General features: G+C 72.9%; 10 protein-coding genes. 6 read left to right on the forward strand and 4 right to left on the reverse strand.

Going from position 1 to position 13,298, the window contains the following annotated elements; genetic code table 11:
- Window positions 1–8 precede the first annotated feature (8 nt).
- Genes IF83_RS0127360 through IF83_RS35510 form a run of 3 tightly spaced genes read left to right on the forward strand, consistent with a single transcriptional unit; the run spans window position 9 to window position 5,489 of the window.
- Complete coding sequence (locus IF83_RS0127360) at window positions 9–1,697, forward strand: MFS transporter (RefSeq protein WP_078843944.1); 1,689 nt, start codon at window positions 9–11, stop codon at window positions 1,695–1,697.
- On the forward strand, window positions 1,694–4,609 hold the full coding sequence (locus tag IF83_RS35135) for a penicillin acylase family protein (protein WP_078843938.1): 2,916 nt from the start codon (window positions 1,694–1,696) through the stop codon (window positions 4,607–4,609). Before IF83_RS0127360 ends, IF83_RS35135 begins: the two co-directional genes overlap by 4 nt.
- Window positions 4,587–5,489: a GNAT family N-acetyltransferase gene (locus IF83_RS35510; protein ID WP_208605946.1), complete on the forward strand. Its 903-nt coding sequence runs from the start codon at window positions 4,587–4,589 to the stop codon at window positions 5,487–5,489. The genes IF83_RS35135 and IF83_RS35510 overlap by 23 nt, the downstream gene beginning before the upstream one ends.
- On the opposite strand, the gene IF83_RS0127380 is transcribed toward IF83_RS35510, so the two are convergent.
- A complete protein-coding gene (locus IF83_RS0127380) occupies window positions 5,469–5,891 on the reverse strand; it encodes a hypothetical protein (RefSeq protein WP_030548690.1) in 423 nt (140 codons plus the stop codon). The genes IF83_RS35510 and IF83_RS0127380 overlap by 21 nt on opposite strands.
- A gap of 385 nt (window positions 5,892–6,276) precedes the next feature.
- On the opposite strand from IF83_RS0127380, the gene IF83_RS0127385 reads away from it, so the two are divergent.
- From IF83_RS0127385 to IF83_RS0127395, 3 genes are all read left to right on the forward strand, one after another.
- Window positions 6,277–6,570, forward strand: coding sequence for an ArsR/SmtB family transcription factor (locus IF83_RS0127385; protein WP_030548691.1), 294 nt, complete (start codon window positions 6,277–6,279; stop codon window positions 6,568–6,570).
- The gene (locus tag IF83_RS0127390; protein WP_030548693.1) at window positions 6,567–6,953 is read left to right on the forward strand and encodes a VOC family protein; all 387 of its coding nucleotides are present in this window, start codon (window positions 6,567–6,569) and stop codon (window positions 6,951–6,953) included. Before IF83_RS0127385 ends, IF83_RS0127390 begins: the two co-directional genes overlap by 4 nt.
- 413 nt (window positions 6,954–7,366) lie before the next feature.
- Entirely contained in the window at window positions 7,367–9,271 is a 1,905-nt protein-coding gene (locus IF83_RS0127395; protein ID WP_078843939.1) for a peroxidase family protein, read from the forward strand.
- Between the two features lie 243 nt (window positions 9,272–9,514).
- Here the strand turns inward: IF83_RS0127395 and IF83_RS0127400 are convergent, their stop codons facing one another.
- From IF83_RS0127400 to IF83_RS0127415, 3 genes are all read right to left on the reverse strand, one after another.
- On the reverse strand, window positions 9,515–10,981 hold the full coding sequence (locus IF83_RS0127400) for an MFS transporter (RefSeq protein WP_107046896.1): 1,467 nt from the start codon (window positions 10,979–10,981) through the stop codon (window positions 9,515–9,517).
- Window positions 10,978–11,931: an ArsR/SmtB family transcription factor gene (locus IF83_RS35515; protein ID WP_347877132.1), complete on the reverse strand. Its 954-nt coding sequence runs from the start codon at window positions 11,929–11,931 to the stop codon at window positions 10,978–10,980. The genes IF83_RS0127400 and IF83_RS35515 overlap by 4 nt, the downstream gene beginning before the upstream one ends.
- A gap of 1,011 nt (window positions 11,932–12,942) precedes the next feature.
- A partial coding sequence (locus tag IF83_RS0127415; RefSeq protein ID WP_030548700.1) for an HNH endonuclease signature motif containing protein occupies window positions 12,943–13,298 on the reverse strand: 356 nt, incomplete at its 5' end.

The following is a 13,298-nucleotide window of genomic DNA, read 5'->3' on the forward strand; positions in this document are numbered from 1 at the left end:
GCCCGGACCTGGGCACGCGCACGGACGCGCGGGCGAGCACGGGCACGGAACCGCCGCCCGGCCCGGGCCCGGAGCCGGCCCCGGAGCCCGGCCCCGGCCACCCCGCCCGGTGGCTGATCCTCGGCGTCATCTGCCTCGCCGAGCTGGTCGTTGTCCTGGACAACACCGTGCTCAACGTGGCGATCCCGGCCCTCACGGCGGAGCTCGGCGCCTCCACCGCCGACATCCAATGGGTGATCAACGCCTACGCGCTGGTCCAGGCCGGGCTGCTGCTCACCGCGGGCGCCACCGCCGACCGCTACGGACGCAAACGGATGCTGCTCGCCGGGCTCCTCCTGTTCGGCGCCGGCTCCCTCGCCGCCGGACTCGCCGGATCCGCCGGGCAGCTGATCGCCGCGCGGGCGGGCATGGGCGTGGGCGCGGCCCTGCTGCTCACCACCACGCTCGCCGTCGTCCTGCAGATCTTCGACGCGGCGGAACGCCCCAAGGCCATCGGCATCTGGGCCGCCGTCAACGCGCTCGGCTTCGCCGCCGGACCGGTCGTCGGCGGCCTGGTGCTCAGCCACTACTGGTGGGGCGCCATCTTCCTGGTCAACATCCCCGTGGTGCTGCTCGCCCTGGGCGCCGTGGCGGTCCTCGTCCCGGAGAGCCGCGATCCGGCCGCCGGCCGCCCCGACCTGCCGGGCGCCGCCCTGTCCGTCGCCGGCATGACGGCACTGGTGTACGCGGTGATCACCGGACCGGAGCACGGCTGGACCTCCGGGCAGGTCGTCCTCCCCGCGCTGCTGGGCCTGACCGCGCTCGCCCTCTTCGCCGCCTGGGAACGCCGTGTCCCGCACCCCATGCTGGACCCCCGGCTGTTCCGGAACCGCCGCTTCACGGGCGCCGTGACGGGCGTCGTCCTCATCACCTTCGGCAGCGGGGGAGCGCTCTACCTGCTCACCCAGCAGCTCCAGTTCGTCCGCGGCGGCACTCCGCTGGAGGCGGGGCTGGCCATCGCGCCGTTCGCGCTGACCGTGGTGGCGCTGAACTTCACCGGCGTCTCGGCCCGGCTCATCCGCGGCTTCGGCCTGCCGGCGGTCATCACCGGCGGAATGGCCGTGCTGGCGGCCGGATTCGTGGTGGTGGCCCTGGTGGGCGGCGGGGGATACGGGGGGCTGCTGCTCGGCCTGGTGCTGATGGGAGTCGGCTGCGCCTTCGCCAACCCCGCCATCGCCGAGGCCGTCATGGGGTCCATCCCGAAGGAGAAGGCCGGTGCGGGCGCCGGGGTCAACAGCACCCTGGCCGAACTGGGAGCGGGGCTCGGCGTCGCCGTCCTCGGCGCCGTCCTCGCCTCCCGGTTCAGCGGTCTGCTGCCCGCTCCGGCGGCCGGTGCCGATTCGCTCCCCGAGGCCCTGGGCCGTGCCGCCGGCGAGGCGGAGCGGGACCGGATCACCTCGGCTTTCGCCTCCGGCCTGGAGACGGGCCAACTGGCGGGCGCGGCGGCCGTGCTCCTGGGCGGCTGCGTGGCGGGGTACCTGCTGCGCCGTGCCGCGCCCGGCGCCGCCCCGGCTGTGTCCCCGGCACCGGCCGTACCCGCCGCACCAGCTCCCGCCCCACCGGCCGTACCCGCCGCACGGACCGCACCGGCCGCACCCGCCGCGCCCGACGTACCCGGCCCGCCCGATGACGGCCGCAGGAGAGGAAACCGGACATGAGGGTCTACCGCGACGCCTGGGGGATCCCGCATCTCCGGGCGGACAGCGCGATCGAACTCGCCTTCGCCCAGGGGCACAACGCCGCCCTGGACCGGGCCTGGCAGATCGAGGTGGAACGGCACCGGTCCCGGGGCACCACGGCCGCGTTCCTGGGTCCGGAAGCCGTCGGCTGGGACCGGTTCGCCCGGCAGGCCCGGCTGGACGACACCGCCCGACGCTGCCTGCGCACCCTGGACCGGGAGGACCCGGACACCGCGACGTGGCTCCGTGCCTACGTCGACGGCGTCAACGCGGGCCTGGCCGAAGGGGCGTCCCACGCACCGGAGTTCGCCGCGGCCGGGCTCGTCCCCGGGCGCTGGGAACCGTGGACACCGCTGGGAATCTGGCTGTCCACTCACATCCTCTTCGCGGGCTTCCCCACCAAACTGTGGCGCGAGGAGGTGGCCCGGCGCCTCGGCGAGGAATGGACCGGGCTGTTCGCCACCGACGGGCCCGGAACGTCGGGCAGCAACGGCTGGCTCGTACCCGGCGACCGCACCGCCACCGGCGCGGCCGTCCTTGCCGGAGACCCGCACCGCTTCATCGAGGCCCCGGGCGTCTATCAGCAGATCCGGCTGGCCTGCCCGGAGTTCGACGTCATCGGGCTGGCCGTACCGGGCGTCCCGGGCATCGCCCACTTCGGCCACACCGGTCACGTCGCCTGGTCGATCACCAATGCCATGGCGGACTACCAGGACCTGTACGCCGAACGACTCCGGCGCGGCGGCGGGCGAGGCGGTGCGGAAGGCACGGACGGTGTGGACTGTGCGGACTGTGCGGACTGTGCGGGTGATGTGGACGGCGCGGGCGGTGCGGGCGATGCGGACGGCGCGGGCTGCGCCGGTGAGGCGGGCGCCTCCGGCACGGTCGAGGCGCTCGGTCCGGACGGCTGGCGGCCGGTGAGCCGCCATGTCGAGACCATCGAGGTGGCGGGCGCCGATCCGGTGCGGGTCGAGATCCTGGAGACGGAGCGCGGGCCGGTGATCATCCCGTCTGTGCCTGTGTCTGTGTCTGTGCCTGTGCCCGCGCCGGTTTCCGGTCTCGTGCCAGTGGCTGTGCCGGTACCCGATCCGGTACCCGATCCGGAGCCGGCGCCTGAGTCGGCGCCTGAGTCGGCGCCTGAGTCGGCGCCTGAGCCGGTCCCTGAGCCCGAGTCTGCGTCAGTGCCGGCCGGTGGGGCCGGAGACGGTCCGGTGCCCGGGGAGGGCGCGGACGGACGCGCCCGGGCGGGTGGCGACTCGTATGCCATCAGCCTGCGTTACCCGCCCCGCGTGCGTGCGGACCTCGGGTTCTCCGTACTGCCCGCGTTGTTGCGGGCCAAGAGCGTCGCCGACGTCGACCGGGCGCTGGACCGGTGGGTCGAGCCGGTGAACGTCGTCCACGCGGCCGACACCGCCGGCGGCACGCTGCACCGCGTGGCCGGCGCCGTACCGCTGCGCCACCACGAGAACCGGATGCGCGTCGTACCGGCGTGGGAGGCCGGCCGCGCATGGCAGGGCTGGCACCACCCGATGCCACGGGAGACCGTGCGGGGACCTGCGGTCATGGCGAACCAGCGGGGGATCGCGAGCCCGCTCGGTGTGGAGTTCGCGCCGCCGCACCGGGCCGAGCGCATCAGCCACCTGCTGGACCGGTCGGCCTCCTGGTCCGCCGCGGACATGGCAGCGATCCACCAGGACACCCGACTGGCGTCCGCCGAACCGCTGTTGCGGCTCCTCGCGACCCTCGACCGCGCGGCGGGGCCTGTTGCGCCGGAGGCCCGGCCCGGCGTCGCGTCCGCCGCCCGCCGGTTGAGCCGTGCGGGCGTGGAGCTGCGGGACCGGCTGCTGCGCTGGGACCGCCACATGGACGCGGACAGCGCCGACGCGGCGACGTTCGCCACCGTACGGGCACGAGTCGTCCGGCGGCTGGCTGAGCATCCCGCTCTCGCGCCGCTTGCCGTGCCTCCGCCCCACCCGGAGGTGTTCCAGCCCTGGCTGGCCCTGGTACCCCGGGTGGCCTTCGCCCTGGAGACCCTGCTGACGGTGGACCGGATACCGGAGACGGACCGGGCCGAGGCCGTACGGCGGGCCGTCGAGGAGACGGCAGCGGAGGAGGCCGCAGCGGCCGGCCCGCCACGGCGGTGGGGAGACCTGCACCGCCTGGCCCCGTGGCAGGCTTTGCCGGAGCCGGAGCCGGAGCCGGAGCCGGAGCCGGAGCCGGAGCCGGAGCCGGAGGCCGGGGCACCGCGTGGGCAGGAGAAGCCCGAGCCGGGCGGACAAGCCGGCCCGGACACGGCAGCCGTGTCCGTACCGGCGGCGCCGGACGCGCCTCCCCGCTCCTGGCCCGGACTCTCCGGTGACCACGACTGCGTGCTGGCCACCTCCAGCGTGCCCGGTCTCACCCACCACAGCGCCAGAGCCTCGGCCGCCCGTTTCGTGTGGGACCTGGCCCGCCGCGAGGACAGCCGGTGGGTCGTACCCCTGGGCGCGTCCGGGCTACCGGGCCATCCGCACCACAGAGACCAACTGCCGCTCTGGATACGGGGCGATCTCGTCCCCGTGGTCACCGACTGGAGCCGGCTCACTCCGGAGACCACCGGTCCGAACGGGGCCGGTACAAGAACCACGGCTCCGGAGAGCGCCGTTCCGGGAACCACGGCTCCGGGGACCACCGGCCCGGGAACCACGGTTCTGAAGACCACCGCTCCGGACGCGACCGGCCCGAAGCCGGCAGGCGTTCCGGAGTCGGCAGGCGTTCAGGATGCGATGGGCGGTGCCCTCACCACCGACTCTCATCCCGTCACTGACCCGGTCAGGAAACCGTCCACCGTCACTCCGCCGCCCACCTCACAGCCGACCCAGGAGAGGCATGCTCCCCGACGACTTCCGTGACCCCGCAGCCACAGCCCGGACCGACGCGCCGGAGGCCGGTGCCGCCGCCCCCGTCCCCGCCCCGGACTCCGTCGGAGCCGAGACTGATGCCGGAGCCCAAGCCGGGGCAGAGGCCGCGGGCAGCAGCCGGACCAACGCCGGGGGCGGCACCCCCATCACCACTGAGGCCGAGGCCGGGGCCGGCACCCGGATCAAGGCCGGGGTGGAGACCGGGGCCGGAGCCGGCGCCCGGGCCATGGCCACCCCTCCCCGCGCCCCTGTCCACGAAACGCACGTCGACGGCTTCGGGACCGTCCGCGTCGTGCCGGTCGATCCCGCCCGCGACACGGATCTCCTCCACGACTGGGTCACCCGGGACCGCGCCCGCTTCTGGGGCATGCGTGAGCATTCGCGCGAACAGGTCCGCGAGATCTACGAGTTCCTCGATTCCCTCCCCACCCACCACGCCTATCTGATCCACCGGGACGGCCGGCCGGCGGCGCTCTTCCAGACCTACGACCCCTCCGCCGACCCGGTGGGCGAGTGCTACGACGTGCAGCCCGGGGATTTCGGCCTCCACCTGATGATCGGTCCCGCCGACGGTGCCCCCGAACCCGGCTTCACCGAAACCCTCCTCTCCGTCTTCCTCGACCACCTGCTGGCGGAGGACCCGCACCGCACAAGGATCGTCGCCGAGCCCGACGCCCGGAACGCGAAAGCCATCGAACGCTTGCTGCGCACGGGCTTCGAACTCGGCCCCGAGATCGAACTGCCGGAGAAGCGGGCGCGGATGGTCTTCCTCGAACGCGGTACACACCTGGCCCGCGCCCGGGCCTCCCGGCCCGTTTCGCCGTCCGGGCGTCAGGGCGGGTCTCTTCGCTCAGGCGACGTCAGAGGGTGACGCTCCCTCTTCGGACGTCCCCAAACGGCTGAACCCTGCGAGACGGGGCGAGACGGTGACGGGGAAGGACGCGCCGTCGGGGGCCCTGAGGGCCGCCACGACGTCGTGGTCCGGTTCGCCGAATGCCTCGAAGCGCTGCACGGTGCAGTGCTCCATCACCTCGCGGATGTAGGGGTCCGACAGCCGCCAGTGGGCGCGGATGGCTTCGGAGTCGCGGTAGAGCTGGAAGCTGTGCGCCAGCATCCGCTCCTCGTCGATGAAGACTTCCACCATGAGCTGAGGGCCGTTCTCCCGCGCGAAGGCCACCGCCCGTGCGATGGCGTGCCGGAAGCCGTCGAGGTGGCCGTCGGTGATGCGCATGGTGTTGCGGAAGAGAATGGTGCCGCTGTTCGTGATCTCCATGCGCCAAAGCGTTGTAGGTGAACCGTGGTTGAGGTCAAGGCCGAGGCCCGAGGGCGCGTCGCGGTCGGGGGCACGCGCCTGAGGTCAGGGCTGAGGCCGGGCCCTCGACCAAGGCTGAGACCGAGACTGAGGCTGAGGCCAGCGGCGCGGCGCGGCCCGGCCCCCGAACGCCGACGATGGGGCCCGGGTTGTCCCGGGTTGTCGACGAGGCCGGTCCCGACGAGGCCGGTCCCGGCGGGGCCGTTCATGCCCTTCTCCGGCGCGAAGAGAGAGGGCGGACAGCATCCCACCACGGCCCGGCGACTGGCCGGCACCCAACTCGAGAATGCCCTCTCGAAGCCCTCGCCCTTGATAGGCAAGTGGATACTTGCCTATGGTGTCGGTCATGGCTGAGGATGTCTTCAAGGCGCTGGCCGATCCGACCCGTCGCCGCATCCTCGACGAGCTGGCGGAACGGGACGGCCAGACGTTGTTCGAGATATGCACCCGGCTGGTGACCAAGCACGGCCTGGGTCTGTCCCGCCAGGCGATCAGCCAGCATCTGGCTGTGCTCGAATCCGCGGGTCTGGTCATCACGCGCCGCCAGGGCCGCTACAAGTTCCACGACCTGAACACCGAACCCCTTGAGCACATCGTGACCCGGTGGCTCAGGCCCGACGAACCGGAGAGCACCCCATGAGGATTCATCTGACCAGCGTCTTCGTCGACGACCAGGAGAAGGCCCTGCGCTTCTACACGGACGCGCTGGGCTTCGTGAAGAAGCACGACGTCCCGATGGGCGAGCACCGGTGGCTGACCGTGGTCTCACCGGAAGATCCCGACGGGACCGAACTGGTGCTTGAGCCCTCAGGTCATCCCGCGGTGCAGCCGTACAAGACGGCGCTGGTCCAGGACGGCATCCCGGCCGCATCCTTCGCCGTGGACGACGTGCGTGCGGAGTTCGCCCGGCTGCGCGAACTCGGGGTGCACTTCACCCAGGAACCCCTCGACATGGGTCCGATCACCACTGCCGTTCTGGACGACACCTGCGGCAACCTGATCCAGATCGCACACAGCAAGTAGGGCGTCGGCGTCCCGGATGTCCGCCGCGATCACTGCCCGCGTCTCCCGTCCGGGGCGCGGGCAGGGGGTCTCGCGCGGGTCGCACGGGCCGTGCAGGGCCGCGCGGGGCCGCACCGCGCGGGGGCGCGCGGATCCGGAACGTCCCGTTCTGGCGGCCCGTGCCACCGCGACCAGCCCGGATCTATCCGCCCAAAAGTGGCAGTCAACCATTCCTCCCCCCGGTGAGGTCTCCCAGGACAAGGGGAGCAACTCCCGCCGACAGAGGACACCGATCGTCCCTTCCGGCGGAACCGGCCGCGCGGCCGTCCGGGCGTAAGCCGCCCGGCGGTCAGTGGACTGCGGACGCCCGGACGGGCGCCGTCCGAAGCCGCGGCTGTCCGCCCCGAACGGGCCGAGATACGGGGGAACGACTCATGCAGCACCAAGAGCAGCACCGGGACCGGCATCAGGAGCAGGCCCGGCAGCAGGACCGGGAACAGCACCAGGAGCAGGACCACACCGGGGACGGGCGGCGGCAGGACCGGCGCCGGGGTACACGGAGCCCGCGCCGGAGCCCGCACCCGCGCCACCACCGCGAGAGCTACTTCATCGTCAACGAGGGCGGTGACGGCCGCGTACTGGAGACCTCGGCCGGGAGGCCCACCGCGCGGCCCGCCACCGCCGAGGAGCGGGAGTCCCGCTTCCGTTTCTCCCGGCTCAGCCGCGAGAAGGGGCAGCAGATCAGCGAGGAGTTACGTACCAAGCTCGCCCTGGCCATGACGGCCTCCGGCACGGTCGACCAGGACTCGGACCCGGGCATCCCGGCCGGATACACCTACCTCGGCCAGTTCGTCGACCACGATCTGACGATGGACGCCACCCGGATCGACCTCGGCGAGAACCTGCCCGTCGAGGAACTCGAGCAGGGCCGCTCGCCCGCGCTCGACCTGGACTCCGTGTACGGCCTCGGCCCGGGCCACCCCGGCTCCCGGGCCTTCTACGAGCGTGACGGCCGGCTCAGGACCGGAACCGCCCTCGGTGTGCCCTTCCCCGCGGACTTCGAACCCGCCAACACCGACCAGCCCGGCTTCGACCTGCCCAGGGCGGGTGAATCCGCCGGCGGCACCAGGGCCGACCGGCGCGCGCCGCTCATCCCCGACCCGCGCAACGACGAGAACCTGATCGTCGCCCAGACCCATCTCGCCTTCATCCGCCTCCACAACCGCGTCCACGCCGACCTCAAGCGCCGGGGCCTCCCGCCGGGCCGGCTGTTCCCGGAGGCTCGCGAACTGGTCGTCAAGCACTACCAGTGGATGCTGCGCACCGACTTCCTGCCGAGGATCGTCGACGAGGAGATCGTCGAGAGCGTCTTCACCGAGGGCCGGCGCTTCTTCGAAGTGCCTGCGGGTCGGCCCGGCCCCTTCCCCGGTATGCGGCACGGCGACCGGCCGACCATGCCGGTCGAGTTCTCCGTCGCCGCGTACCGGCTCGGCCACAGCATGATCCGCGGCGCGTATCAGTGGAACCGGGTCTTCAACGGCAACACCGGACCGGGCGGCATCGGCACCCTCGGCCTGATGTTCCGCTTCAGCGGCACCTCGGGCAACCTCAGCCCCGGACCGGACGACCTCTCGGACCTGAACGACCCGGAGGCCGGGGACAACCTCCGGCTGCCCAGCAACTGGATCGCCGACTTCCGGCGGCTGTACGACTTCGGTGAGGCGGGGAGGTCCGATCTCACCGTACCGGCGGCCGAGTTCAACCTCACCCGCCGGATCGACACCGTACTCGTCGATCCGCTGGCCACCCTCCCGACCGGCACCTTCGGCGGCCGCGACGGGGGGCCGGCCCCCGACCCCATCCACCTCAACCTGGCCTTCCGCAACCTCACCCGCGCCGCCATGGTCGAGCTGGCGACCGGCCCGCAACTGGCCAAGGAGATGGGGCTCGACCCGCTGACCGACGAGCAGATCCTCACCGGCAACGGGGGCGCCCCGCTCGACGGGCTCACGGACGCCGAACGGGAGGAACTGGTGGCCCACACTCCGCTGTGGTTCTACGTCCTCCGCGAGGCCGAGGTGAACCCGAAGCAGCCGGGGCGGCTGACGGGCGTGGGCGGCAATCTGGTGGCGGAGGTCTTCCACCGGGCCATGGAGGGCAGCCGCCACTCCATCGTCCGGGACCGCCGCTGGCGTCCGAGCCTGCCGGCGCGGCGGAGGGGCACCTTCACGATGGCCGACCTGTTGCTCCACGCCTTCGAGGGCCGGGCGGACCTGCTCAACCCGATGGGTGACGGGCCGATCCCGGGGTCTCCCGATGGCCCTCCGGCAGGCTCGTAACCGCCCTCCGGGGCGGGCCCGGCGGGGCTCTCTCCGGGAGCCCCGCCGGTGGTTCCCTCTGTGGTCCGTCCGGCGGTTCGTCCCGCACCGGCCGGCCGCCCGGCCAACGGACCGGCAGGCCGGCCGGCGAACTTGCCGATCGGCTGACCGGCCGGCCGGATCGAGGCGCCCTGCCTTGTCGTGCCTGCCCGCTGGAGGGCGCCCGGGCTGCTGAAGGGACAGCCGGCCCGCCGGTGGGAGGAGTCAGGGTGGGACGGGCCGGCCGGGTGTGGGCGACCGGTCCGCTCCGGAGCGGTGCACCACCGGGGCCGGCTCGGCCCGTGATGCGTCAACCGCCGCCGGCCTCACCGGCTCCACCGACCTCGCAGGCTCCGCCCAGTCGGTTTGCCCAGCCGATCCCGCAGACCCCGCGGATCCGGCACACCCTGTCGGCAGCGGCGCGGGGCGAGCCCACAGCGCTGCTCCCACCAGCAGGACGAGGGCCGCGAAGAGCCAGGGCAGCGGTCCGGCCGGGAGCACACCCGCGAGGAGACCCGCCAAGGCGCCGGCCAATTGCAGCGCCAGGGACTGTGTGGACAACGCGGTGGCCCGGCCCGCGCTGCCCACCCGGCGGTGCAGCAGATCGTTCTCGTTCGGCCCCGCCGAGCCGAGCCCGAAGTAGACCAGGGCATAGCCGAGGGCGGCGAACACAAGGGCGGTCGTCCCCGCCCACAGCAGGGTCGCACCGAGCAGCGCCAGACCCGTGGCGCTCACGGCGAGACTCACCAGAACCGCCCGCTCGCCACTCCCCGTCAACCGGGCAGCCGACGGTGCGCAGTGGCTGCCCAGAGCCGTGCAGAGAAAGCCCGCACAGGCGAGCGACGCGAAGAGCAGCGCTCCCGACTCGGCGGCACCGGTGAGCGCGGAAGCGCGTCCGGGGGCCAGGAGCTCAATCGTGGCCAGGGCCGTTCCGGCCGCCGCGGCCGTGAGCAGTACCCGGCGCACCAAACCGTCCCGGGATCCCAGCCGGAGCCCGTCCAGGACTGTCGCCGGAACCCCCCGCAGCGCACCGCGCAGTGTGGCCGGCGGCCGGGGCGGCTCCGGAAGAGCGGTCAGCGCGTACGTCACGAAGACCAGCCCGACCGCCGCGCCGAGCAGCGCCGGCACGGAGAGCGGCAGCACCGAACCGTCGGTCGCGGCGTACAGCCGGTCACCGAGCCGCGAAGCCGGACCGTGCAGGAGCCAGGGCAGCGCACCGCCGACGAGAGTGCCGACGGCAAGCGCGGCGGCGGATGCCGTATTGCCACGGGCCAGACCGGTGCGCAGCTCGGCGCCGGGGCCGGAATGGGCCTGCACGGTGTCGACGTACCAGGCCTCCGCTGGCCCGCTGGACAGGGCCCGGCCGGAACCCATGAGAACCATGGCGAGGGTGAGTACCCAGAGGCTCGTACCCAGGGCCAGCAGGATGAGGGTGGCGACGCTGAGCACGCCGGCGGCGGCCAGAACGGTGCGGCGGCCGATGACGTCGGACAGACCCCCGGTCGGCAGTTCCAGCGCGGCGACGGTGAGGGAGTGCACGGCGAAGAGCGCGGCGATCGCCGGAAGCCCCATGCCGCGCTCACCGAGCAGCAGGACTTGAGAGGGGATGTAGAGCCCAACCGGCAGCCAGAACAGAAAGTTGACGGCAGCGAACCGACGGCGGGCGCTTCGGGGAGTGAGAGTCCGGTTCATGAGATACCGGCGCTCGAGCCGGTGCCGGTGTCGGTGTCGGTACCGGTGTCGGTACCGGTGCTGGTGCTGGTGCTGGTGCTGGTGTCGGTGTGAGTGCGGGCATGGGCTCGGGCCTGGCTGCCAGTGTCCGTGTCGGCGTGGGCCGGGCTGCCGGCGTCGGCAGGGGCGCGGGGGTGAGCGCTGCTCCGGCCGGGACTCGCCGATACGGCCGCCTTCGCGCCTGGCTCGGCGCTCGACCGTGGACCCTGCTGTGCGTCTGTGCCTGTGTTGGTGTCTGCGCCCGCGTTCGCGTTCGCGCCTGTGCCCGCGCCCGATCGCGTCTCCGCCCGCGCGGCGGACTCGGGATGTCCCGCACCGACTTCGCCGTCGCGGGCGGCGACGGGTAGGCCGGCGGTGAAGAGCACGACTGGCTCGGCGCGTGGATCGGACGCGTCACCGGCGGCGAGTTCTTCGGCGTGCCGTGCGAAGTGCTCAAGGAGTTGCCCGAGGGATTCGGGCGTCAGGCGCAGGACGAGGTCGGAGATGCCGGATGGCTTCCGCCACTCCGGGCCGAGTCGTGCTGCTGCCAGATCCTCGTGGTGCCGGACGAGAGAGCGCTCCAAGTGCTCGATCTGTGCTCTGCGCACCACGTCGAGGAAGGCCCGGTGCTCGGGGGAGGCGCTGACTGCTGCGTTGTTCCAGGACGTGACGGCGTGCACCGCCCGCCAGCGACGCTCGCGGCCGTCGCGGTGTTCGGCCTCGGCCACGAATCCGTACTTGGCCAGAACTCGCAGGTGATAGCTGGTGGACGCGGACGATTCCCGAGTCCTGCCGGACAGTTCGGTAGCGGTGGCGGGCCCGTCCTGCCGCAGCATCCCGAGCAGCCGGATGCGCAGAGGGTGGGTGAGGGCTTTCAAAGCCGCGGAGTCCTGCTCCGGGTCGAGGACGCGTTCGCGCTCTTCGTGGGCCATGGGAGGTGAGACTAGCGGCGGTTGAGGACTCTGCAAAATTATTTTTGCAGAATTGTCTTCAACGAAGGGGTGGGGGAGTGCGAGCAGCGCAGAGTGAGCGCAGCGCGGGGGTGGGAGCGAGAAGCAGAAGGTGGGGAGGAGGGCGGCGCGGGGCCGAAGGCCCGAGGGAGGCGCAGCGTTGCTGCGCCGTGCCGTGCCGTGCCGTGCCGTGCCGTGCCGCGCCGTGCCGTGCCGTGCCGTGCCGCGCCGTGCCGTGCCGCGCTGCGCCGCGCCGCGCCGTGCCGGATGCACGGTGGGTGGCGGCTGTGCACCGGCGGTGCTCGCCGTGGTGGCCCGGCCGCGTTGGTGGCTGTTGGGTACTGGCGACGACAGGTGCGTTGCGGGTCGTTGACCGTAGCCGCCCTGCTGGGAATTGCTGCGCCGCTTGCCTGTGACGCCGGTGGGTGGGTTGGGGTTCGGGCGCCGGGTGGGCGGCGCGGTGGTGGTGGCGGGTGCGTCGCGGTCCGGCGGGTGTCGCTGCGGCTGGGGTTACGGCATCCGTGCCGGGGGTTGGCCCGTGGTCGGTCGTCTATCCGGGGCCTTATGCCGCCGGGGTCGGTTCGGGTGCCCGGTGCCCGGTGCCCGGTGCCCGGTGCCCGGTGCCCGGTGCCCGGTGCCCGGTGCCCGGTGCCCGGTGCCCGGTGCCCGGTGCCCGGTCAGGGGGGCACGCGGTTGGTCGGCCTGGAGGGCGGGGCGTCGCAGTTTTCGGTCCGGGTCTCCCCGGTGGACGGGCTGGGTTTCACGACTGGGCTCCGGGTGTCGCTGACGACCTGGCTCGGGGTGCTGTGAAGGCATGGAGAAGCCACACCTCCGCCAGGAGCCTTTAGTGCCCGTTGCTGACCCGACTGCCGTGCGGTGCCTGGGGGTTGGTTGGCGCGGTGTGGGTGGTCTCGTGATTTTGGGCATGGGTGTGGGCCCCTCCGCGCGGTGGCGGAGGGGCTGGCCCGGTGAGCCCGCTGCTGCTGCCGGGGGTTAGGTGGTGGGGGTGTGGGGTGGGTTGGTGTAGGTGTGGCCGGTCGGTGCCGTCCAGTGGACTTCGCCGGTACCCGGGTTGCGTTCCACTTCCCATCCGGCGCGGTGTTTGAGGAGGTGGTGGCGTCGGCACAGGGGCATGAGGTTGTCCGGTTCCGTCGGCCCGCCCGCTTTCGGGTCCTGGTGGTTGAAGGGTTGGATGTGGTCGAGGTCGCAGCGGTGGGCGGGCATCTGGCAGGAAGGGAAGGCGCAGGTCGCGTCGCGGGCGATGACGTGGCGTTCGGTCTCGGCGGTGGGACGGTAGGTGGTGGGGTCGGTCTTGATGAGCACCCCGGTCTTGGGGTGGGTGATCAGGC

This window comes from Streptomyces albus subsp. albus (genome assembly GCF_000719865.1).
GTDB classification, from domain to species: Bacteria; Actinomycetota; Actinomycetes; order Streptomycetales; family Streptomycetaceae; genus Streptomyces; species Streptomyces albus_E.